Here is a 22,836-nt window from a genome sequence, read left to right on the forward strand (position 1 = left end):
TTCACCATGTACTTGGATTTGTCGGAGGAGTCGAAGACTCTGCGCAAGGAATTGCGCGAATACTTCGCAGAGATCATCAACGACGAAGACCGCCGTGCTCTCGTGGATCAGACCGAAGGCGGCCCCGTCTTCGATCGCATCCTGCGCCGGATGGGTAAAGACGGTTGGCTGGGCTTGGGGTGGCCGGAGGAATTCGGCGGTCGGGGTGAGAACCCCGAAGCTCTGTATGTGTTCTACGACGAAGTGATTCGCGCGAATGCGCCGCTGTCACTGGTCACGCTGAACACCGTCGGACCCGCTCTGATCAAGCACGGGACGCAAGCGCAGAAGGACTTCTTCCTGCGTCCGATCCTGGCGGGTGAATTGATCTTTGCCATCGGCTACACCGAACCCAATGCGGGCACCGATCTCGCGGCACTCGAAACACGCGCCCGCATCGAGGGCGACGAGCTTGTCATCAACGGCAACAAGATCTTCACCAGCGCGGGTGTGTTTGCCGACTGGGTCTGGCTTGCCGTTCGCACCGATCCTGACGCGCCGACGCATCAGGGCATTTCCGTGGTCCTGGTACCGACCAATTCGCCGGGGTTCTCGGTCACCGAAATTCACACCGTGGGCGGAATCAGCACTTCGGCAACCTATTACGAAGATGTTCGGGTGCCGATCAGCAATGTCGTCGGTGAGCTCAATCAGGGGTGGAAGCTCATCACCAACCAGCTCAACCACGAACGTGTTGCCCTGGCAGCACGCGGTGGCATCGCCAACGAGCTCTTCGCCGAGGTGGTCGAGTGGGCAAAGACAGAACCCGCCGGTGACGGCCACGTCTACGACATCGGCTGGGTACGTGAGAAATTGGCGGAAGTCTACGCGCTGCTCAGCGCCGCCGACCTGATGAACCTGCGACTGGTGGCGGACGTCGCCGCCAACACCTTGGGCGGCGGGGATTCGGCCGCGGCCAAGATCTTCGGTACCGAAGCCGTCGTCAGTGCGTACGGCATGCTGCAGGAAGTGCTGGGTGCCAAGGGCTTACTGCGCCCCGGTACACCCGGAGCGGTACTGGAAGGGCGGGTCGAGAACCTGGGTCGGCGCGCCCAGAACAACACCTTCGGTGGTGGTACCAACGAAGTGATGCGTGAAATTGTCGCCGCAAAATGCCTGGGCATGGCGCTTGCTGCGCGTCGTCGGCCCGCTGCACAGAACGAAAAGAGCTGACATGGAATTCGAATTCGACGACAACTTGTCCGCCGTGCGGGATCTGAGTGAATCGATCTTCTCGGCGAAGTCCGGAGTGGACCGACTGCGGGAAGTGGAGAGCACCAGCGGTTTCGACGCCGAACTGTGGAAGCTCCTCGCTGACTCCGACGTTCTGGGAATCGCCCTGCCGGAAGAGGTCGGGGGAGCAGGACTCGGAATGCTCGGCCTGGCTGCGGTGCTCGAACAACAGGGCCGCCGGGTCGCCCAGGTGCCGCTCTGGTCGGTGATTTCCACGGCGGCGCTGCCGATTTCCGAGTTCGGCAGCACGGAGCAGAAAGCGTCGTGGCTTCCGGGACTGCTCGACGGCTCGGTGATCGTCACCGGCGCATTCGACACCGGCTACAACGCCGAGACGGCGGTTCGCGCCGAACCGGCGCCTGACGGTTGGGTTCTGTCAGGCCACGTCGACTCCGTGCCTGCCGCGGAGTTCGCGGCCGCGCTGGTCGTTCCGGTGACGATGCCGGACGGCAGTGTCAGCGTCATGATCGTGCCCACGGATCGGGACGCGCTGGTGCGTACACCGCTTGCGGTGACGAACCGCGAGAGCAACAGCGCTGTGCAGTTCGACGGGGTTGCGGTTACTGCAGCTGACGCACTTCCCGCAGACGGCGCGGTGGTTCGAGACTGGACGTTGCGGCGTGCACGGGTGGCTCTTGCGGCCCTGGCTACCGGCGTCTGCGATGAAGCGCTGGGGATGACGGCGAAATACACCTCCGAGCGAGTGCAATTCGGTCGTCCACTCTCGACCAACCAGGCAGTTGCCGTCCGGGCCGCCGACGCGTACCTCGACACCGAGAGCACAAGGTTGACCACGCACCGCGCTGCCTGGCTGATGGACAGCGGAGTCGAGAGTGAAGCGGAAGCAGCGGCGCTGGTCGCCAAATGGTGGGCCTCGCGCGGCGGTTTGCGCGTGGTGCACGCGACCCAGCACCTGCACGGCGGAATCGGCGCGGATGTCGACTATCCGATTCACCGCTATTTCCTGTGGGGACGGCAGATCGCCTTCACCTTGGGGAGCGCGGGGGCGATAGGCGCCGAACTCGCCGATCAGTTGGAAATCCGAGCCCAGATCGGGGCGTCGGCGTGAATATCTGAGACGACAGGTTGCAGTCACGGGCAGCGCGTCGGCAATCATCGCGCTACTCTGCCCTTCGTGAATCGCACCAGTTCGTTCATCCGGCCGTTGGTTCCGCGGGATCCGCACGAGCCGCATCGGGTGGCGACGCCGCTCGAGCTGCTCACCGACCTCTGCTTCGTCGTGGCGGTCGCTCAAGCGGCCACCGGTCTGCACCACGCGATCAGCGAAGGGCACGCGGCTTCGGGCGTCGGGCACTTCGCGATGGCATTCTTCGCGATCTGGTGGACGTGGCTGAACTTCACGTGGTTCACCTCGGCGTACGACAACGACGACGGAATCGCCCGGCTGCTGACCATCTTCCAGATCCTCGGATCGCTGGTCCTTGCAGCCGGCATCGTCCGCTTCTTCAACGACGACGCCCTGCTCATCATCGTCGGCTACGTCATCATGCGAATAGCCCTGGTCATCCAATGGCTCAGGGTGTCGCGGAACGACCCCGAACATGCGCTCACGGCTCGTCGATACGCTCTCGGAATCGTGTTGGTCCAGATCGGTTGGATCGGTTTCTACTTCGTTCCATCCGCCATTTACGTCCCGACGTTCCTGGTGTTGGTTCTGTGCGAATTCGCGGTACCGATCTGGTCGGAGAAGCCGGGCATGACGCCGTGGCACCCGCATCACATCGCGGAGCGGTACTCGTTGTTCTTCATCATCGTTCTGGGCGAGACGATCCTCTCGACCACCATCGCGATTCAGGACGCGGTCGACGGTGAGCATCCGGCAGCGCAGGTCACCTACGTCGTGATCGGCGGCATTCTGATTGTCTTCAGCCTGTGGTGGCTCTACTTCCAACGCAATGCAGGCGAAGTGATCGGCGCTGACAACGTCTCACCCTTCGTCTGGGGGTTCGGTCACTACTTCATCTTCGCCGCCGCTGCCGCCATCGGTGCGGGGTTGGCTTCGCGCGTCGACTTCTGGACTCATCACGGTGACGGCAGCGCGTTGGTGACGGGTGCTGCCGTCACCGTTCCGGTCGCGGTCATCCTTGCCGCCCTGTGGTTCATCCACATTCGACTACATGACTCCTCGGTACGCACCCTCATGCCGTTCTCGGTCGCGATCGTCGTCGTGCTCGGTGGTACCTACACCGCGGTGCCCGAACTGGTCGCGGGGCTGGCCTGCGCCGCGCTGTTGGCCGTGGAACTGGTTCTGACCGAGGGGAAATCCGAAACCGTCTGAGCGCTCATTCGGCGGCAAGGAATATCGCCTTGGTGACGGCGACGGTCTCCAGCGGTCCCTTCGACGGTCCGACCAGCACGGTCCACCGATCTTCGGAACGATCGATCGGATAGGTGCTTTCGGCCCATACGATGGGTGTATCCGTCCCTTGCCCTCGGCAGGAGTAGGCGCCCGCCAGACGGGGGCCGGATTCGGCAGAGGGCCACGAACCGCCGTGCCGGACGCGGCAGAGAAGGCCGTTCTCGAGTTCGAGCCCGAAGGGAGTCGGGTCGGCGGGCGGCGGATAGGCCTCGACGCCGTCCACGCCTCGAGCGGTGATCAGTTCTGTTCCCCAGGGAAATTGCAGGCAGAGAATCGAATCGGGCTCCGGGCCGACCCAACACGCGTCCGCCCCGTCTGCGGTGCTTCCGCAGGTGATGACTCCCGGCGTGACGGCCGACTGAGATGCTCCGTAGCACTCGCTGATCTTCATGGCCGGTGTCTTGACACTCCAACCGGATTTGGGTTTGCCGGAACCGTCGACGGCAACAAGATTCACGATCTCGGTGGGTGTACCGCCCGCCGATGATCCCGCAGTCGCGGGCAAGCACCGGCAGAGGACTATGCGGGTGATAGTTCCCTCATCCGCTTTCTTGCCTTCGGGTGTGAAGGTGATGCGATACCCGGTTCCTGCTTCGGAGTCGGCCGGAAAGACTGCAACCGATTCGCCGTCGGAATTGGTTGTGGCAGTGAAGGGACCGTACAGTTCGGCGGCGCGCTGCATCTTCTGGCCGACAGCCAGTCCGTCCAGTGTGACAGCACCGGTCCGGGGTGCAATTTCGACGAGAACGCCATCGGTAAAGGTCAATTCGCAGTCTTGCCATTCGACCACCACCGTTCCGGTCTTCGATACCGACGCCAGATCGCCGGCCGCTTTCCGTGCGTCCTCCACCGTCATGCCGATCCGAAGGTTACGGAAGCCGCTGGTGGAGAGTCGCTCCCGTGCGGATTCGGGATTCGAGGCAACCGCCAGCCGTGCGGTGAGTTGCGCTGCGTTGGCGGCGTCGATCGCCATGCCCCCGGTCGCGTCGGCGATGCACTTCAACTGGCCGGACGCAGCGGCGTCGAGCTTGAATCCGATTGTGTGGATAGTCAGGTCAGGATCGTGAGGTATCGCTTCCGTGGACTCACATGTAGGTTCGGTTGAGCAGGTGTCCTCTCCGTCGGAGACGAGGATGATCGTGCGCTCGCCATCGGTCGGGAGTGCGGCGGCGGCTTGTTGAAGCGCAGCCATGATCGGCGTGTATCCCGACGCGGACAACCCGTCGATTCCCGCTGCGAATGCATTTCGATCGAGTGGTCCGAGTGGCACGACGGTCTTGATGTCGCGGCAACCCGCGTCCTTCTCGGCGTCGCTGCTACCTGTGGCGGTGCCGTACGCGATCAGACCGAGCGCTGTGTCGTCTGGAAGACCACTGACAAGAGTGTGAATCGCGTTCTTGGCGGCATCGATTCGAGGACCGGGAGCGTCGTCCTGCTTCATCGACCCCGAGGCGTCCAGGACGATGATGCTAGGCACCGTTGCGCTCGCCTCTGAAACCGGATCAGCAGTGACACTTGCCTGCTGGGGCCCGCCTACTTCCTGGGTCCCACCTGCTTCTTTGGGCCCGCCACTGCCCTGCGTCGAACACCCGACGGCAATGATCGCAGTCGCCGCAATACAGATCGCCACACGAAGACGCATGGAATGAGGCTACGAGGTGCCGCCGCCCACCAACAGTCGTCCGAACGGACGACAGGCTCAGCGAATCGCGAGCCGCTCCTTGCGGAGCTTGTCGACCTCGGGCAGATGCAGGGGTTCGAGCTCGTTGACGCCCAAGGCCCGCATGAGCAGGAGGTCCGCGAGTTCCGGATTCCGGGCCAAGGCGGGTCCGTGCATGTACGTCCCGATCACCGAACCCTGCACGACGCCTTCGAATCCGTCGCCGACGCCGTTTCCGACACCATGGGTGACACGTGCGAATCCAGAGGCTGAGGTACCCAGAGTTGTTCCGCCGCGGTGATTCTCGAAACCTGAGAGAGGCGCGGTGAGCCCGTCGATCAAGGGCTTCGTGATGACCTCGCCGATGGAACGCTTCTCCTGCGGAGAGGTCGTGACGTCGAGCATCGAGACACCGTCGACGCGTTCGCCGCTGGAGGTTTCGTACCAGTTGCCGAGCACCTGAATTGCAGCGCAGATCGCCAGAACCGGTGCGCCACGCTCGGCGGCGCGTTGCAGGCCAGGGTATTTCGCGAGATGGCGCGTTGCGAGTCGCTGAGCGGAATCCTCGGCGCCACCCAATGTGTACACGTCGAGCGAATCGGGGACCGGATCGCTCAAGGTGATGTCCACGATTTCGGCGTCGTAGCCGCGCATCCGCAGACGCTGACGCAGGATCAGGGCGTTGCCGCCGTCGCCGTAGGTGCCCATGACGTCGGGGAGAACCAGTCCGATGCGAATTGTCGAGTCAGACATTGCGAGATTCCTTCGCGATGGCGGTGTTGAGGTCACGGAAGGCTGTGTAGTTCGCCAGTACCTCCACGCGTCCGGGAGGGCAGGAAGCGATGGCGCGCAACGGATCCGGATCGAGGGTGTGCTCGACGCCTGCGTACGTGAGGCGAACGGCGAGATCGGTTCCGCGTTCGCCGGCGGCCACTACCTTGACGCCTTCGAAGTGTTCGAACTTCACGTCCCACAGCCAGGAGAGGTCCTCGCCGTCCGGCACCTGACCGTTCACCGCGATCACGAGTCCGTCCACCGTGGGATCGATCATCGACAGCGCTTCCTGCCAACCGGCGGGATTCTTCGCGAGCAGCATGTGGACGGAGTGCGGTCCGACCTCGACGGTGCTGTAGCGGCCGGCGACTTCCTGGACCGTCGACGCGGCGGCAACTGCCCCGACCGGATCTGCGCCCAAAGCAGCCGCAGCAGCTACGGCCTGAGCGGCGTTACCGCGGTTGGCTTTTCCGGGGAGAGTCAACGTCATCGGAATCTTCAGGCCGTCGGGGCCGTAGAGATTGTCGTCGTCGAGCCACCAGGTCGGCTCGGGCCGCGCGAAGTCGGAACCGGTACTGCGCCAGTGCTTTCCCTCCCACACGATGGGTTCACCGGTGCGCGGGCAGCTGACGGAATCGCCGGCCCAGCCGCCGCCGGCAGCAACCCACACGACGTTGGCGGCGTCGTATGCCACGGAGGTGACCAGTACGTCGTCGCAGTTGGCGACGATCACCGCGTTCGGATGCGCATTGACGCACGCGCGGAGCTTCCGCTCGATCATGTTGATCTCGCCGACCCGGTCGAGCTGATCGCGGCTGAGATTGAGCAGCACGATCACTTCCGGATTCACGGCGTCGGCTACGTGGGGGACGTGCAGTTCGTCGACCTCGAGTGCTGCCAGCGTTGCGTCCGTACGCGCGGCCAGAGCAGCCACGATCCCGGCATCCATGTTGGCGCCGTCGGCCTGCGTGGCGACGTCACCTAGTGTCGCGAGCGCTGCGGCGGTCATACGCGTGGTCGTCGACTTGCCGTTGGTGCCCGTGACCACGACAGTGCGCTTGCCGCGTCCGAGCTGAGTCATGAGCGTCGGGTCGATCTTGAGGGCGATCAACCCGCCGATCATCGAGCCCTTGCCGCGCCCGGCCTTCTGCGATGCCCAAGATGCTGCTGCGGCAGCTCGCATGGCGAGCTTTCCGCGCGCTGTGATCGATAGTCCAGTTCCCACGGCCCGAGTTTGGCACAGGGCGTCGTCAGACGCCGAGTCGCGCCGGTGGTGAGGCTGCAGGTGTGTCCGAGAAAACAGTGTTCGCGGGCTTGCGCCTCATCTGTGCGGCACTCGCTCCGGCGATCACGATGACTGCCCCGACCAGTGACAACGGGCTCGGATCCTCGTGCAGGAACAGCCAGGACGCGCCGATTCCCACTACCGGTACCAGCAAGGAGAGCGGCGCCACCATGCCGGCGGGATAGCGGCCCATGAGCATCGTCCAGAGTCCGGATCCGGCGATGGTGCCTAGCAGGATGATGTAGGCCAGCCCGACCAGTGACGGCCAGGCGTCGGCGCTGAACGCGGTGCCGAGCGCGTGCCATCCGACGGTGGGGCCTTCGACCACCGCTGACAGGGCGAGCATCGGCAACGGCGGGATGACGCACATCCACAGCATCAAGCGCATCGGTGCGGGCTCACCGACGGTGTTCGCCGCGGCCAAGCGGCTGCCGAGATTGCCGAACGCCCAGGACAGACCGCCGAGGAGCGTGAGGATCACGGGCAACAGTGCCGCGTGGTGTGAACGGTCCCAGCCGATCAACGACATACCGGCTACGGCGACGGCGATCCCGGAGACCTGCCAGACGCTGAGCTTCTCGCGGAGTAGGAACGCGCCGAGTAGGACGGTGAACGGCGCGGACGACTGCAGGACCAGTGATGCGAGACCCGTCGGCATCCCCGAATGCATCGCCCAGAAGAGGAAGACGAACTGGCCGAATCCGAAACCGAATCCGTAGAGCAGCAACCAACGGAGCGGTACCTGCGGACGCGGCACGAAGATGACCACCGGAATCGCGATGATCAGGAACCGCAGCGCCGCGAAGAAGAACGGCGGGAAATGATCCAGGCCGACGCGAATGGCCAGGAAGTTCAGACCCCACAAGACGATCACGGTCAGGCCGAGGAGACGGTCGCGGGGAGTCATGACGTTAATCGTGAGCCGTACGAAGCATCAGAACAAGCGAATATAGATGCACTATCCATGTAGTTTTGCTACATGGATATTCGTCACCGTATGGATGCCACGCGCTTGCGGATCCTCCGTGAGCTCGCCGACCGAAGAACCGTCGGCGCTACTGCTCTCGCTCTCTCGATGACACCGTCCGCCGTCTCGCAACAACTCAAGATCCTCGGCCGAGAGGCGGGGGTCTCGCTCCTCGAACCGGACGGGCGCACGCTGCGCCTCACCGACGCTGGTCGAGCGCTGGTGCTCCGCGCCGACGACGTGGTGGCGGCGCTCGACCGGGCAGCGGACGAGATGGCGTCGTACCGAGGCTCGCCGCGCGGCAAGGTGCGAGTCGCGTTCTTTCCCTCCGGAGCAGCTCTCCTGCTGCCCGGCGTTCTGACGGCGCTGAAGAACTCGGACGTGGACATCGACGCACACGACGTCGACAAACCGGCGTCGGCCGTCCCTGGACTGTTGGCCGATCACGACGTGATCCTCACTCACCGTGACGAACGCGGCGCCGAGACCTCGTTTCCCCGGGTCAGCGTGCAACCGCTGATGCGTGAACCGATCGATCTGGTGCTGCGGCCTGATCATCCACTCGCCGAGCAGGATTCGGTCCGGTTGGAGCAATTGGCCGACGAGAACTGGATCAGCGTGCGCGGCGGGTTTCCGGTCGACGACGTTCTGTTGTCGGTTGCGTCCGTCACCGGGGTCCAACCTCGAGTCGCTCATCGGATAAACGATTTCCGAGTTATCGAAGAGTTGGTGGCGGCGGGCCACGGTGTGGCTTTGATGCCGCGTTACGCGATCACACATCCTGGAGTGTCGAGGAAACCGGTGGCAGGCGTGCGCGCTGCACGCGTTTATGAATTGGCAACTCGATTACACATCGACCGCAGCCCGGCTATCGGAGTGGTTCTCGACGCTTTTCGCGACGTCGCCCGGGCGGTCGGTGAATGAACGGCTGTTGGTGAATGAATACGAAACGGGAGCGACACGATTAGTGTCGCTCCCGTTTCGGTAGTGCAATCCTCACTGATTAGTGAGGGCCTGAATCAGGCGAGGGCCTTGGCCTTCAGCGCTGCGAATTCTTCTTCGCTGATGGTGCCGGCGTCGAGAAGCGCCTTTGCATCTGCGATGGACTCGGCCGGGGACTTTCCGGCAACCTCACGGATGTAGCTGTCCTGTGCATTCTTGACCTGCTGAGCAGCCTCCATGGAGCGCTGGGCCATTCCGTCGCTTCGGACGATCAGATAGACGAGCGAGGTGAGCAGCGGAATGAAGAACAGGAAGACGATCCAGATTGCCTTTACCCAGCCGGAAGTCTTGTGATCACGGAATAGGTCGGTGATGATCGAGAAGAGCAGGATCAGGTACGCGATGAACGCGAAGCTGATGATGATCAGCCAGAGGAAGTCCCAAAAGGAATCCATTGTCGAGCCCCATTTCACAAGTCGGATTTGTCTGAGGTGACTATCTCACGTGCCGGGGTCGGCTGCATCATCCTCGATGGGTGAATCCTGTTTGTTAACTTCGCTAAGCGACTCTTTCGGGACCTATGTCATGCCGAAGCGAAAACGCGGACCGAAGAACTTCTGTGCCGTGAAAACAACCCTGGTCTCACCCGAAAATCGGGTGAGACCAGGGTTTGTTGAAGAGCCGGATTCGTATTGCGTGAGTGTCAGCTCGCGCGGTTCACTGCCGAAACCACGGCGCGCAGCGACGCCGTCGTGATCGACGTGGCGATACCCACACCCCAGACGACGGTGCTCTGACCGTCCGGGCCAGTCACTGCGCACTCGACGTAGGCCGCGGCTTGGGCGTCGTCGCCGGCGGACATTGCGTGCTCGGAGTAGTCGAGGACACGAACGTCGAAGTTGATGCTTCCCAGCGCGTCGACGAAGGCAGCGAGCGGGCCGTTACCGGTTCCCGAGATCTCCTGCTCCTTGCCGTTCACCTTGACGATGGCGGTGATGGCGTCGGTGCCGCCGTCCTCCTCGGAGGCGGTGACCTTCTGCTTCATGCGCTCGAGCGGGGTGACGGGGGCGAGGTACTCCTCGTGGAAGACGTCCCACATTTCCTTCGGCGAGACCTCGCCGCCTTCGCCGTCGGTGATCTTCTGGACCGACTGCGAGAACTCGACCTGCAGACGACGCGGCAGCACCAGACCGTGATCGGCCTTCATGATGTACGCGACGCCGCCCTTGCCGGACTGCGAGTTCACGCGGATGACGGCCTCGTAGCTGCGGCCGACGTCCTTGGGGTCGATCGGCAGGTAGGGGACCTGCCAGAGAATGTCGTCGACGTCCGAGTCCTGGTTGTCGGCGTCGACCTTCATGGCGTCGAGGCCCTTGTTGATGGCGTCCTGGTGGCTGCCGGAGAACGCGGTGTAGACCAGGTCGCCGCCGTACGGATGACGCTCGTGGACGGGCAGTTGGTTGCAGTACTCGACCGTGCGACGGATCTCGTCGATGTTCGAGAAATCGATCTGCGGGTCGACGCCGCGCGTGAACATGTTCAGTGCGAGGGTGACCAGGCAGACGTTGCCGGTGCGCTCACCGTTACCGAACAGGCAGCCTTCGATGCGGTCTGCGCCGGCCTGGTAGCCCAGCTCGGCTGCCGCGACGCCGGTGCCGCGGTCGTTGTGGGGGTGCAGCGACAGGATGACCGAATCGCGGCGGGCCAGGTTGCGGTGCATCCACTCGATGGAGTCGGCGTACACGTTGGGTGTCGCCATCTCGACGGTGGCGGGCAGGTTCAGGATGACCGGGTTGGCAGGCGTCGCACCCAGGGTTTCGGTGACGGCGTCACATACTTCCTTGGCGTACTCGAGCTCGGTGCCGGTGTAGGACTCGGGCGAGTATTCCCAGCGCCAGTTGGTGTCCGGGTACTTCTTCGACTCGGCCAGGACCAGTTCGGCGGCGTCGGTGGCGATCTTCTTGATCGTGTCCTTGTCGGCGCGGAACACGACGCGGCGCTGCAGAATCGAGGTGGAGTTGTAGAAGTGCACGATCGCGTTCTCGGCACCTTCGCACGCCTCGAATGTGCGCTTGATCAGTTCGGGACGCGACTGCGTCAGCACCTGGATGGTGACATCGGATGGGATCGCGCCGTCCTCGATGATCTCGCGAACGAAGTCGAAGTCGGTCTGGCTCGCGGACGGGAATCCGACCTCGATCTCCTTGTAGCCCATACGGACCAGGAGATCGAACATGCGACGCTTGCGCGCCGGGCTCATCGGATCGATCAGCGCCTGGTTGCCGTCGCGCAGGTCAACGGCACACCACTGGGGTGCTCGGTCGATGATCTTGTCCGGCCAGGTGCGGTCGGGCAGCGTGACCGTCTCGACCTCTTCGGCGAACGGGCGGTAGCGGAACGTCGGCATCGACGAGTTCTTCTGCGTGTTCCACGCAGGCTGGTCGGAAGGTGCCGGCTTCGTGGGCGGGGTAATGGTGCGAGTGCCGGTGGTGAATGCGTCAGCGGGGGACATTGGTGTGATCTCCAGGATTGTGGACCTGGCCTGATGACCTGTTGGTCAAGACCATGAGTCCGGAAGGCTTGGTCGACCGGCGCACAAAAACCCCGCGGCGGGAGGCCAGTCTGGATCAGACCCCGTCGCGGCAACCAAGAAGGAGTGCGCGCTGCATGCACAGCACTCTACTCCTGGATTTCGCGAGAAATCGGTGGGGTTCGCCCTCATGTCCAATTTGTCGCCGAATTGTGCTGCCGTTTCGGCCTCGAAAATGGTGGACTGTCGTCCATGGATCCCCGAATCGCCGTGGCGAGCACGTACCTCGACGCGCTCCGTAGCCACGATGGCAGTTCCGTACCGCTGGCTCCGGACGCGGTACGTCACGAGGTCGGGTTGAAGACCGGATTTTCGGGGAATCATTTGCGGCGCAGCCTTTCCGGAGGTCCTCAGTATCGCGTGATCCGCGACATTCGTGAGGTGGAGTGGACGGTCGACGGGGACGACCTGACGGCGGGCTACCTCCTTGACGCCGGGTTGTTCGGGCGCAACCTGATGACCGTTCGGGTTACCGAGACCTTCCGGATACCCGCTGACGATCACCGCATTCACCACATCACCGCGAAGATTCGACCGGCGCGCGCCAAGCACACGTGATGCGCTCGATCCGCTGGATCGTCTGTTCACTGCTGATCGTTCTCGCTGGTCTCGGTTTTGCCGGCTCGGTGCTCGCGCTGTTCGTCCACACCCAGGTGAACGACACCGACAGCTATGTCGAGTCCGTTGCCCCGCTGGCTGCCGACCCCGCTGTCCAATCGGCGGTCGTTGATCGGCTGACCGAGGAATTGACGCAGCGGTTGGACGGGTTTCCGCAGGTGGTGACGAGACAGGCCGAGAGACTTGTTCGTGAGGCCGCTCAGTCGTTGGTCTCGAGCGACCAGTTTGCGACGCTCTGGACCGCGGCCAACCGTCGAGCGCACGCGCAACTTGCCGCGATGGTGACCGGCCGAGCCGCCGACGGCATAGTTCGGGCCGACGACAGCGGAACGGTCACCGTCTCCCTCGCACCGGTCATGACAGAACTGAGGACGAACCTCCGCGATCGCGGATTCACCGTGATCGATCGCCTCCCGGCGCTCGATCCGCAGTTCGAGATCCTGCAATCCGACGAGTTGGTGCGGGCCCAGGATTTCTCGAACACTCTCGACCGAGCAGCAGCCTGGTTGCCGTGGGCGTCGGTGGCCTGCGCGATTACGGCCGTCGCAGTTGCACCGGGGCGAATGCGCGCGCTGTCCCTGGTCGGGCTGGCGACGGCGGTGGCGATGATCGCCCTGCTGGTGGCGCTGGCCGTCGTGCGCCGGGTCTATTTACAGAATTCAGACATACCGTCGTCCGAGGCGGCTGTGGCGGTGTACGACGCGCTGGCAGTTTCCCTGGTCAGCAGTATCCGCGTGCTTCTCGCCTGCGGAGTTGCCGTCGCGGTGGTCGGTTACGTTGCCGGTGGTTCGCGTTCTGCGACGTTGATGCGAGCGCGGATCTCGCAACTGATCCCGCGCGGATCTGAGGCGAACAGCAGTACGCATCGGGAAGTCCCAGGACCACCTCGGTAAGCTCGACCTCTGGTATCTGTAAACAATTTCGACCTGGAGGTAGAAACGCGTGGCTCTCGTCGTCCAGAAGTACGGCGGATCCTCGGTGGCAACCGCCGAGCGCATCCGACGAGTCGCTGAACGGATCGTCGAGACCAAGAAGGCCGGCAATGATGTCGTCGTCGTGGTGTCAGCGATGGGCGATACCACCGATGAGCTGCTCGACCTGGCTCAGCAGGTGTGCCCTTCCCCGCCGGCCCGTGAAATGGACATGCTGCTGACCTCGGGTGAGCGCATCTCCAACTCCTTGGTAGCGATGGCAATTCACTCCCTCGGCGCCGAAGCTCGTTCGTTCTCGGGCTCACAAGCCGGAGTCATCACGACCGGCAGCCACGGAAACGCCAAGATCATCGACGTCACGCCGGGCCGTGTTCGCACCGCCCTCGACGAAGGCTCGATCGTTCTGGTCGCCGGATTCCAAGGCGTCAGCCAGGACAGCAAGGACATCACGACGCTCGGACGCGGTGGCTCCGACACCACCGCCGTGGCGTTGGCAGCTGCACTCAACGCCGACGTCTGCGAGATCTACACCGACGTCGACGGCGTCTTCTCCGCCGATCCTCGCATCGTCCCCGACGCTCACCGCCTCGAGACGGTTTCCTTCGAGGAAATGCTCGAACTCGCAGCGTGTGGTGCCAAGGTGCTCATGCTCCGGTGCGTCGAGTACGCCCGTCGTTACAACGTGCCTGTGCACGTCCGTTCGTCATACACCACCAAGCCCGGAACAATCGTGTCCGGATCGATGGAGGACATTCCTGTGGAAGAGGCCCTGATCACCGGAGTCGCGCACGATCGCGGCGAAGCCAAGATCACCGTTGTCGGATTGCCGGACACACCGGGACATGCTGCCAAGGTGTTCCGCGCTGTCTCCGATGCCGAGATCAACATCGACATGGTGCTGCAGAACATCTCCAAGGTGGAGACCAACAAGACGGACATCACCTTCACGCTGCCGACCGCCGACGGCCCCCGCGCCGTCGAGATCCTGACCAAGCGTCAGGAAGACATCGGCTTCACACAGATCTTGTTCGACGACCACATCGGCAAGGTTTCCCTGGTCGGTGCCGGAATGCGGAGCCACCCGGGCGTCACGGCCACGTTCTGTGAGGCACTGGCCAAGGCCGACATCAACATCGATCTCATCTCGACCTCCGAGATCCGCATCTCCGTGCTGGTCAAGGACACCGAACTCGACGACGCCGTGCGCGTTATCCACGCCGCTTTCGGTCTCGGCGGCGACGAAGAAGCTGTAGTACACGCAGGAACAGGACGGTAATTTCTGATGACAACAATCGCTGTTGTCGGTGCGACCGGTCAGGTCGGCATCGTCATGCGCACTCTGCTCGAAGAACGTAACTTCCCCGCGGACAAGGTGCGGTTCTTTGCATCGGCACGCTCCGCCGGTAAGAAGCTGACGTTCCGCGGCGAAGAGATCGTTGTCGAGGATGCCGAAGCAACGTCCGACGAGGATCTGAAGGGCATCGACATCGCCCTCTTCTCCGCCGGTGCGACGCTGTCTCGTGCGCAGGCTCCGCGCTTTGCCGCGGCCGGTGCGACGGTTGTCGACAACTCTTCCGCATGGCGCAAGGACCCCGAGGTTCCCCTCGTGGTCAGCGAGGTCAACCCGCAGGACACGAAGAACCTGGTCAAGGGCATCATCGCGAACCCCAACTGCACCACCATGGCAGCGATGCCGGTGCTCAAGGTTCTGCACGACGAAGCCGGTCTGCAGCGTCTGATCGTCTCCAGCTACCAGGCTGTGTCCGGTAGCGGCATCGCCGGCGTCGAGGAACTCCTCGGCCAGGTGCGCGCCGTTGTCGGTGACGCCGAGAAGCTGGTTCACGACGGCAGCGCCGTCGACTTCCCGGCTCCGAACAACTACGTCGCCCCCATCGCGTTCAACGTCCTGCCGCTGGCAGGTTCGCTGGTCGACGACGGAAGCGGCGAGACCGACGAGGATCAGAAGCTCCGTAACGAGAGCCGCAAGATCCTCGGACTTCCGGATCTGCTGGTTTCGGGCACCTGCGTGCGCGTTCCCGTCGTGACCGGACACTCGCTCGCGATCAACGCAGAGTTCGCGAACCCGCTCTCGGTCGCTCGTGCGAAGGAAATCCTCGCCGACGCTCCCGGAGTGGAGTTGGTCGAGGTTCCGACGCCGCTGGCCGCTGCCGGCGGCAACGCGTCGCTGGTCGGTCGTATCCGTCAGGATCCGGGTGTCCCGGAGGGACGCGGACTCGCGCTCTTCGTTTCGGGTGACAACCTCCGTAAGGGCGCCGCTCTCAACACGATTCAGATTGCCGAGCTGTTGGTCGGCTAGATCTTTCCTTCGGTACCGGCCCCGCACCTAGGTGTGGGGCCGGTGTCGTTTCAGCAGGAGCTCTAGTCGAGTTCGGAAATGGCGACCAGGCCGCCGAGGTACTCGGCATCCGAATACGCTTTGGCGAGAAGCACTCCGAGTTCACCAAGAGCTTCGTTGTCGCTGCCGTACGCAACAAACATGCCCGCTTCGGGATCGGTGCCGAAGCGGCCCTCCAGATGCGGTGCATCGCGGCCTACCACTGCGTGGGCGACCGACGCCCAGTCGTAGCCGGAGCCTTCGAAACCCTCTACCTGCTCGAATACCGCTGCTACCTTGCCGAAATGCTGGTCGGTGAGCATCAGTGACCAGTTGCCCGGAGACGTTTCGAAAAGCTGTAGCGGTTCGATCGATGGTGATGTCATGCGTGTATTGAAGCAGATCCGACCGACAGGTTTCAGTCGGCAGCTAACGTCCGACCGATTGGGCGAGGGCCACGGCAAAACTGGAAAGTCTTTCTCGGGTATAGGTTTCGGGGTCGCTGACGGCCAGTCGTCCGAGCATTTCGGCAAACGACATCATGGTGTGTGCGAGGAGAACCGGATCAAGGCCTTCGAGCTTCGGTTCGAGGGCAATCCCGGCACGCGCCAGTTCTTCGGCGCGGGCGAAGACAGCTCCGCGAGAGAGCTTCAGCAAGCCGTGATACTCGCTGGGGGCGTTCTCGACAGACGTCAGAATCAGGCGCCAGCGCGTCGGGTTCTCCAGTACGGCGTCGACGAAGGCGCCAACGGTTCCGGTGTATGACGCCGCTGGGCCGAGTTCGCTCAGATCCGTCGGCATGGTTTCGAGCACCTGAGCGATGGCTCGCTCGTGCTCGCGGCGCAGGAGTGCAGCGACGAGATCGGTCCTGGTATCGAAAATTGTGTAGAGGACGGGCTTGCCGACGCCGGCTTCGGCGGCGACGGATTCCATGCTGAGGTTGTGCAGGCCTACGCGGCCGGTGACCTCGAATGCTGCGTCGAGCAGCTGTTCGCGTCGTTGCTCGGGCGCCATGCGAGGGGCGTATTTGCGTCGCGGTGTATCCGTTGCGTCAGCTTGTGACCTGGTCATCGTGTGCCTCACCTCCGCTCCCACCCTAATCTGCCTGCCAATTCTTCGTGAATCATACGCAACCGTTGTATTCGTCGTCATCAATTGTTACGGTGGCGTTGTATTCGAAGAGGCGGTCAGTGAGGCGCCTCTGCCGAGATCTCTAGGAGAACAACCGCGATGACAGCGTCGACCTCTTTGGTGCCGAATGATCTGTTGCTCCATCCCTCCACTTACGATCGGCCGGAATTCGACGCGACCACGCGGAGACTGCTGGGCGCGACCGTCGACTGGTTCGAGGCGCGTGGAAAGAATCGACTTCTGGCCGACTATCACGACAACACCTTTTACTCCGACTTCCTCGACTTCGCGGCAAAGGAAGGCCTGTTCGCGACTTTCCTGACCCCCGCCCGCGACAGCGGCGGTGACTCCGACAAGCGCTGGGATACCAGCCGTATCGCCGCGCTGTCCGAGATCCTCGGCTTCTACGGACTCAACTACTGGTACCCGTGGCAGGTGACCATTCTCGGCCTCGGGCCGGTGTGGCAGAGTGACAACGAGACTGCAAGGGCGCGAGCAGCTTCCGCTTTGGCTTCCGGAGGCGTTGCGGCATTCGGATTGTCCGAGAAAGAGCACGGCGCCGACGTCTACTCCACCGACATGGTCTTGACGTCGAACGGCAGCGGCGGGTACCTGGCCAGCGGTTCGAAGTACTACATCGGAAATGGCAACTGCGCCAACACGGTCTCTGTCTTCGGTCGTGTCGACGGAGTGGAGGGCGCCGATCAGTACGTCTTCTTCTACGCCGACTCGGACCATCCGGCATTCACCGTGGTGAAGAACATCGTTCCGGCCCAGATGTACGTAGCGGAGTTCTCACTCGCCGAATATCCCGTTGTGGCAGAGGATATCCTGCATACCGGCGAGGCAGCATTCAGTGCCGCGCTCAACACCGTGAACATCGGAAAATTCAACCTGTGTTTCGGCGGAATCGGTATGTCGACTCATGCCTTGTACGAGACGATTACCCACGCGCACAATCGAATCCTGTTCGGCAATCCCGTCACGGCGTTCCCACACGTACGACGTGAATTCGTCGACGCGTACGCGCGCCTGCTGGCGATGAGGCTCTTCTCGGATCGTGCGGTGGACTACTTCCGCACCGCATCGCCCGAGGACCGCCGCTACCTCTTGTTCAATCCCGTCACCAAGATGAAGGTGACAACCGAGGCACAGAAGGTGATCGGACTGCTCTCCGACATCGCTGCGGCAAAGGGCTTCGAGAAGGACAGCTACCTCGCGGTGGCCAAGATGGATGTCGACGGGCTGCCCAAGCTCGAGGGGACCGTCGCCGTCAATCTCGCCCTGATCGCCAAGTTCATGCCGGCGTACCTCTTTGCCCCCGAGTCATTTCCGGCGGTTCCGACGCGTAACGACGCAGCCGACGACGAGTTCCTGTTCCGTCAGGGCCCGGCACGGGGGTTGTCCAAGGTTCGATTCGACGACTGGCGAGCGGTGTACGCGAAGTTTGCGGATGTTCCCAACGTCGCACTGTTCGTGGAGCAGGCCGAAGCTCTCGTGACCCTCCTTGCCGAAGCTGCACCGGATGCGGCGCAGCAGGTCGACTTGGACTTCGGCCTGGCGATCACCGAACTCTTCACCCTCGTCGTCTACGGTCAGTTGATCCTCGAACAAGCCGAGATCTTGGGATTGGACGAGGGGCAGCGGAGCGATGGGGTGCTGGATCAGATCTTCGACGTCCTGGTCCGCGACTTCAGTGCTGCAGCGGTGGAGTTGTACGGAAAACCCAGCGCCAGTGAAGATCAGCAGCGGTTGGCTCTCGCATCTATTCGGCGCCCCGCGTTCGCGGCCGAGCGATTCGAGTACGTCTGGCAGCAAGTAGTCGCCTTGTCTGGTGCCTACGAAATGAACTGTGCAGGGTCAACGAACGGGGAGGAATGAAATGTCTGAACTGACGATGAATCGACCGCGTGAGGATTACGGCTTCTTCGGCCCAGGATCACCCAGTTGGAAGATCTGGGCGGCTCCGACAGCATTGATCGGTTTCCAGCGGTCAGTGGTGCTCGAGCACTTCGACCCCTTCCTTGCTGCCGCGGTGGCAGATATGAGCGGGATCTACAGCGATCCCGCCGGGCGACTCGACCGAACCTTGGCGTACTTCCTGACCGTCGCCACTGCCGACGGGCGGACGGCACTGGCGTTGTCCGACCATCTCATGACGGTTCACGCCCAGGCCACGGGTATCGAACCGATCACCGGAACTCGTTACAGTGCAAACAATCCGGCGTCACAACTGTGGATCCACGTGACCGGTTGGCATTCGGTGCTCAAGTGCTACGAGATGTACGGGCCGGGCCCACTCTCCGCCGTCGAAGAGCAGCGGTACTGGGAAGAATGCGTGATCGCTGCCGAACTGCAGACATGCAAAGCGTCCGACGTTCCGCGCTCGCGAGACGAGGTACGGGAGTACTTCGCTGAAGTCAGGCCCAGATTGTGTACCTCCGAGCGTGCCAACCGGGCGATGCACTACTTGTTGAGAACGCCAAGGGCGCAGGGGAAGACGAAGTTCGCGGCGTTCAGCCGATTGGTCGCGCCGGCCACTATTGCAACATTGCCGGGCTGGATGCGAACCATGGGCGGCTTCGATCAACCCGCTTTGTTGGACAGGGCAATTGCGCCCGCGGTGCGAACTGCGGTCCGGGTCGGCAGTTCACCGAAGAACATGACCACTGCTCTGAAGGTCATCGCGCCGATGACTGGCAAGGTGTTGGAGCGCCACCTGCGTGACGAGCAACCCCTCGACCCGAGAGTTGTCACCCCGGCGGAGATTCGGGAGCGATTCCCACGCGCCACCAAAGTTCCGCAGGTGGTCTGACGGAAGTCACGGCTTTCGGCACCGCATCGAGATCTGCTCGATGCGGTGCTGGCACGTGTTCTGTTGTGCCCGAGGAGTACTACCTCAGGTTTTGAATGTGGTGTTGGCCGGTCGCGGGTGCTGCTGCGGGTCGATCGAGGGTGGTGGGATGAACCAGGGTTTGTTGTCGACCCCGATGCGGATTTCCCATTTCCCGACGAACTCGGCTTTTCGGTGCATCAGCCGGTGATGTGAACGGCACAGTAGGACAAGGTTGTTCATCACGGTCGGGCCGCCGTTGGCCCAGTGCCGGATGTGGTGTGCATCGGTCCACGCGGGCACACATGTGCAGCCGGGGAAGGAGCAGCCTTTGTCTCGGGCGATCAGCGCCACTCGCTGCTCCGCGGTGACCAACCGTTTCCCGGGTTTCGCATCGAGCGGCGCCCCGTGACCGTCGAGCAGCACAGTCGAGAGGAAACAATCGCACCCGAGGAGTCTGGTCTGCGATACCGACAGTGGCCCGAGCCAGGGCATGTGCCCGACATCGAGATCCGACACAGCCATTCCGTCATCAGTTGGTGTTGCGGCGCAGTCCCGATGCTCCGCCAAATCACGAGCATTGATGTGCACGTTCACGTGCGGACGCTGGCCACCGTCGGTGCCGGTTTTGGCGCAGTCGAGGTAGCGGCGGATCAGTTCGGTGAACCCGTCCGCGGTCCGCTTCGCCGCCGACCGGGCATCGGGGGGTTCCATCCGGTGCCGGGGTGGGCATCGTCAGATTCGACAACGCCGATAGCAGCATTTCACCGGTGAGGGCGTCGAAATCCCCGCGCACCACCACCCGACCATTCAACGTCGACGCGATTCGCAACTCGTTCCGATCCACATCTTCGGCGGGTGGAATCTCATCCGATTCGAAAATGCGCTCCAAGGTCGCGATGACGTTTCGCACTTTCGTGGTCGTGGCCTCCACTCCGGAAGCGGCAGCCAGCAACAAGTCGATACAGCGAGGGAGCGCTTCCTCCGGCATCCCCTTCGGTGGTGATTCGCAGAACGCCACGATCAACACGGCATGATCGAACGAGCAGTCCCCGTCATCGAATCGGGCCGCCACTGCCGGAAACGGGCGTAGCGCTGCACCGAGGGCGGCGATCTTCTTCCCGTCCCGGATTTGCAGCATCGTGTTTGCCGCCAACCAGCAACCCACCCCGCGGCTGGCAATCACCTGATCATCCGGCCGCATCGACAACTCGTCCACCACCGCCACCCGCACAGCCTCGAGACGAAGAATCTCCGCACTCGCCTCGATAGCGGCAGCACGCAACTCAGAAGCAGACAGCTGCCACAGGCGTCCGCGCAACCCCACCGCAGAACCCGAAACCACTTCCGACAACAAGACACTCATTGAATCCCCCGATCCCCTACACACAAGAATACTCGAACATGCGTTCGAGTCAAGAGTGTTTTCGAATCCTCGATTCGATCCCGTCAAGGAGGATCTGTAGGCCCTGAGTAAATGACTCTTCGGTTTCTCGTTCAAGATAGAAGTCGCCGCCCGGTACCGGTGGGGCCTCCCGACCCAACCGCATCGTGTGGGGGAAGTCGTCCGCGAAATCCGGTGCAGCATCGGCCAGTGCAGCAGAAGACTCTGCCCACCAATGAGATTCGGAATCTCCGATGGTCGAGGCGCTCCGGACCTCAGCTAGGGTCCGCGCGGACCCCCGGATGAAATGGAAAAGCATGCTCACCGATCGGCGGATGGTCGGAGCATCGAGACCTGTGGAGTAGAGAATGGACAGGAGTGATTCGAGTCCTGCCTGCTCGTGCGGACCCAGGACGGGGCGCGCCAACGAGACATCCAATGTCCACGGATGTCGTGTATGTAGGGCGAAGAGTGCGGCGGCCCAGTCGGACAGTGCCATGCGCCAGTCGCCGGTGTCTGCGATCGGCGGTAGCTCGGCATGCGCCCGGTCGTACATCAGGTCCAGTAGTTCGTCCTTTCCCGGTATGTAGGTGTACAACGACATCGCAGTGCGGCCGAGGTGGTCGCCGATCATGCGCATCGACAACGGTGTCGTGGGGTTGGCGTCGGCGACTTCGATCGCGGCGTCAACGACTGTGTCCGTGGACAGCGCGGGCTTCGGTCCTCGGCGGCCGGAAGGCGTATCGGGTTGACGCCACAGAAGTGAAATCGTGCGTGCGATATCGCGTCGGCCTGCCTGTTTGTTCATCTTGTCGCTTTCGTGGAGTCGCGCTATTCTTAATTACTTTACAGTGTAAAGATTTGGGAGTGGGCATGGTTGAGGCAAGACTTCACGACGGGACAACTATCGATGTCGAGGTTCTCGGACATGGCCCCGCCGTGCTGATGCCCGTGAATCCGATTTCGGCTACCGGCATCAAGGCTGACGAACTGCGCGCCTGGGGCGTTGACCCCTCGCTCGGTCGAACGTTCATGGAAGGGTTGGCGTCGAACTTCACTGTGGTTGCCTTCGACTACGAAGGGCACCGGATGGCGTCGCCCGCTCCGGACACGCTCACTCCCGACAACATCACGTCCGACATTCTGGCTGTGGCGAATTCGGCTGGGATCGACCAGTTCGCCTACTACGGATACTCCTGGCTGGCTCTGTGCGGATTGCAGTTGGCGCTGCGCACCGATCGTCTGACCGCACTGGTCATGGGTGGTTTCCCGCCGGTGGATGGGCCGTACAAGGCGATGCTCCAGGTTACCGAAGCTACACACCGCATGACGAGTGAACCGCCCCGGCGCACATCGCAGCCCACGGCATCGCCGGACGAGTTCGATTGGAACTCCATCGACATTGCGTTGACCGGAGCGCAGACCCGGCAGTTCGTGACGCTGTACCTCGCACTTGGTGAATTCGACGATCGAACGATTCAAGGACGCATCCTTTGTCCGCGAATGTGTTTCGTCGGTTCGCAAGACGTCATCGAATACGGTGACCGATGGGGTGGGGTACGGGTCGCGCCGGCCGATCTCGACCTCGACGCCGCTCGGTCAGCAGGGTGGGATATCGAGGTACTAGACGGTCTGGATCACACGCAGGCAATGCAACCGGCTCATGTTCTACCCATTCTCAAACGTTGGTTGGAGAAGGTGGTCGGTGTTTGACCGTGCGAGCACACGGGTAA

At 62.7% G+C, this 22,836-nt stretch carries 20 protein-coding genes and 1 pseudogene; 11 read left to right on the top strand and 10 right to left on the bottom strand.

The genetic code is table 11. The features are described 5' to 3' along the window. Nucleotides 1-6: 6 nt before the first annotated feature. From RA302_RS02195 to RA302_RS02205, 3 genes are all read left to right on the top strand, one after another. Nucleotides 7-1,212 (top strand): acyl-CoA dehydrogenase family protein, encoded by a 1,206-nt coding sequence (locus tag RA302_RS02195; protein ID WP_166501698.1) that lies wholly within the window; start codon nt 7-9, stop codon nt 1,210-1,212. Between the two features lies 1 nt (nt 1,213). Further along, nucleotides 1,214-2,341, top strand: coding sequence for an acyl-CoA dehydrogenase family protein (locus RA302_RS02200; RefSeq protein ID WP_097387977.1), 1,128 nt, complete (start codon nt 1,214-1,216; stop codon nt 2,339-2,341). A 66-nt stretch (nt 2,342-2,407) separates the two neighbouring features. After that, entirely contained in the window at nt 2,408-3,571 is a 1,164-nt protein-coding gene (locus tag RA302_RS02205; RefSeq protein WP_166501699.1) for a low temperature requirement protein A, read from the top strand. 4 nt (nt 3,572-3,575) lie between these two features. On the opposite strand, the gene RA302_RS02210 is transcribed toward RA302_RS02205, so the two are convergent. From RA302_RS02210 to RA302_RS02225, 4 genes are read right to left on the bottom strand one after another with little or no spacing between them, the layout of a single operon-like run. After that, complete coding sequence (locus RA302_RS02210) at nt 3,576-5,294, bottom strand: VWA domain-containing protein (RefSeq protein ID WP_166501700.1); 1,719 nt, start codon at nt 5,292-5,294, stop codon at nt 3,576-3,578. Nucleotides 5,295-5,351: 57 nt separating this feature from the next. Then, entirely contained in the window at nt 5,352-6,065 is a 714-nt protein-coding gene (locus RA302_RS02215; protein ID WP_020968224.1) for a hypothetical protein, read from the bottom strand. Further along, a complete protein-coding gene (locus RA302_RS02220) occupies nt 6,058-7,311 on the bottom strand; it encodes a MurT ligase domain-containing protein (RefSeq protein WP_097387976.1) in 1,254 nt (417 codons plus the stop codon). Before RA302_RS02220 ends, RA302_RS02215 begins: the two co-directional genes overlap by 8 nt. 25 nt (nt 7,312-7,336) lie before the next feature. Continuing rightward, nucleotides 7,337-8,278, bottom strand: coding sequence for an EamA family transporter (locus tag RA302_RS02225; protein WP_058038234.1), 942 nt, complete (start codon nt 8,276-8,278; stop codon nt 7,337-7,339). A 90-nt stretch (nt 8,279-8,368) separates the two neighbouring features. Between RA302_RS02225 and RA302_RS02230 the strand changes: the two genes are divergently transcribed. After that, a complete protein-coding gene (locus RA302_RS02230) occupies nt 8,369-9,262 on the top strand; it encodes a LysR family transcriptional regulator (protein WP_069147130.1) in 894 nt (297 codons plus the stop codon). A gap of 95 nt (nt 9,263-9,357) precedes the next feature. Here the strand turns inward: RA302_RS02230 and RA302_RS02235 are convergent, their stop codons facing one another. Continuing rightward, nucleotides 9,358-9,735 carry a PLDc N-terminal domain-containing protein gene (locus RA302_RS02235; protein ID WP_020968226.1) on the bottom strand — a complete coding sequence of 126 codons (378 nt, stop codon included), beginning with the start codon at nt 9,733-9,735 and terminating at the stop codon, nt 9,358-9,360. Nucleotides 9,736-9,983: 248 nt separating this feature from the next. Then, the gene (leuA, locus tag RA302_RS02240; RefSeq protein ID WP_019746565.1) at nt 9,984-11,792 is read right to left on the bottom strand and encodes a 2-isopropylmalate synthase; all 1,809 of its coding nucleotides are present in this window, start codon (nt 11,790-11,792) and stop codon (nt 9,984-9,986) included. Between the two features lie 270 nt (nt 11,793-12,062). Here leuA and RA302_RS02245 point away from each other — a divergent pair, with 270 nt between their 5' ends. The 4 genes from RA302_RS02245 to RA302_RS02260 are packed head-to-tail and all read left to right on the top strand — an operon-like array spanning nt 12,063 to nt 15,737. Beyond that, nucleotides 12,063-12,428 carry a hypothetical protein gene (locus RA302_RS02245; protein WP_338479228.1) on the top strand — a complete coding sequence of 122 codons (366 nt, stop codon included), beginning with the start codon at nt 12,063-12,065 and terminating at the stop codon, nt 12,426-12,428. Further along, the gene (locus RA302_RS02250; RefSeq protein ID WP_166501701.1) at nt 12,428-13,381 is read left to right on the top strand and encodes a hypothetical protein; all 954 of its coding nucleotides are present in this window, start codon (nt 12,428-12,430) and stop codon (nt 13,379-13,381) included. The genes RA302_RS02245 and RA302_RS02250 overlap by 1 nt, the downstream gene beginning before the upstream one ends. A gap of 49 nt (nt 13,382-13,430) precedes the next feature. Beyond that, nucleotides 13,431-14,696 carry an aspartate kinase gene (locus tag RA302_RS02255; RefSeq protein WP_019746567.1) on the top strand — a complete coding sequence of 422 codons (1,266 nt, stop codon included), beginning with the start codon at nt 13,431-13,433 and terminating at the stop codon, nt 14,694-14,696. A gap of 6 nt (nt 14,697-14,702) precedes the next feature. Continuing rightward, nucleotides 14,703-15,737, top strand: a complete 1,035-nt coding sequence (locus tag RA302_RS02260) for an aspartate-semialdehyde dehydrogenase (RefSeq protein WP_019746568.1) — start codon at nt 14,703-14,705, stop codon at nt 15,735-15,737. A gap of 62 nt (nt 15,738-15,799) precedes the next feature. Here the strand turns inward: RA302_RS02260 and RA302_RS02265 are convergent, their stop codons facing one another. After that, entirely contained in the window at nt 15,800-16,141 is a 342-nt protein-coding gene (locus RA302_RS02265) for an Imm51 family immunity protein (protein WP_021332919.1), read from the bottom strand. A 43-nt stretch (nt 16,142-16,184) separates the two neighbouring features. Then, nucleotides 16,185-16,826, bottom strand: a complete 642-nt coding sequence (locus RA302_RS02270) for a TetR/AcrR family transcriptional regulator (RefSeq protein ID WP_020905924.1) — start codon at nt 16,824-16,826, stop codon at nt 16,185-16,187. A gap of 159 nt (nt 16,827-16,985) precedes the next feature. Here RA302_RS02270 and RA302_RS02275 point away from each other — a divergent pair, with 159 nt between their 5' ends. Next, nucleotides 16,986-18,767, top strand: a complete 1,782-nt coding sequence (locus tag RA302_RS02275) for an acyl-CoA dehydrogenase (protein WP_166501702.1) — start codon at nt 16,986-16,988, stop codon at nt 18,765-18,767. 1 nt (nt 18,768) lies between these two features. Beyond that, complete coding sequence (locus tag RA302_RS02280; protein WP_238054112.1) at nt 18,769-19,701, top strand: oxygenase MpaB family protein; 933 nt, start codon at nt 18,769-18,771, stop codon at nt 19,699-19,701. A gap of 84 nt (nt 19,702-19,785) precedes the next feature. On the opposite strand, the pseudogene RA302_RS02285 reads toward RA302_RS02280, so the two are convergent. Together RA302_RS02285 and RA302_RS02290 are read right to left on the bottom strand one after the other, a co-directional pair. Then, nucleotides 19,786-21,085, bottom strand: a pseudogene (locus RA302_RS02285) (DUF222 domain-containing protein). A gap of 49 nt (nt 21,086-21,134) precedes the next feature. Then, a complete protein-coding gene (locus tag RA302_RS02290) occupies nt 21,135-21,911 on the bottom strand; it encodes a TetR/AcrR family transcriptional regulator (RefSeq protein WP_092765724.1) in 777 nt (258 codons plus the stop codon). A 65-nt stretch (nt 21,912-21,976) separates the two neighbouring features. Here RA302_RS02290 and RA302_RS02295 point away from each other — a divergent pair, with 65 nt between their 5' ends. Continuing rightward, nucleotides 21,977-22,816, top strand: a complete 840-nt coding sequence (locus RA302_RS02295) for an alpha/beta hydrolase (RefSeq protein ID WP_029537443.1) — start codon at nt 21,977-21,979, stop codon at nt 22,814-22,816. Nucleotides 22,817-22,836: the final 20 nt, after the last annotated feature.

The organism is Rhodococcus sp. DN22 (assembly GCF_036669995.1).
Lineage (GTDB): Bacteria > Actinomycetota > Actinomycetes > Mycobacteriales > Mycobacteriaceae > Rhodococcus_F > Rhodococcus_F erythropolis.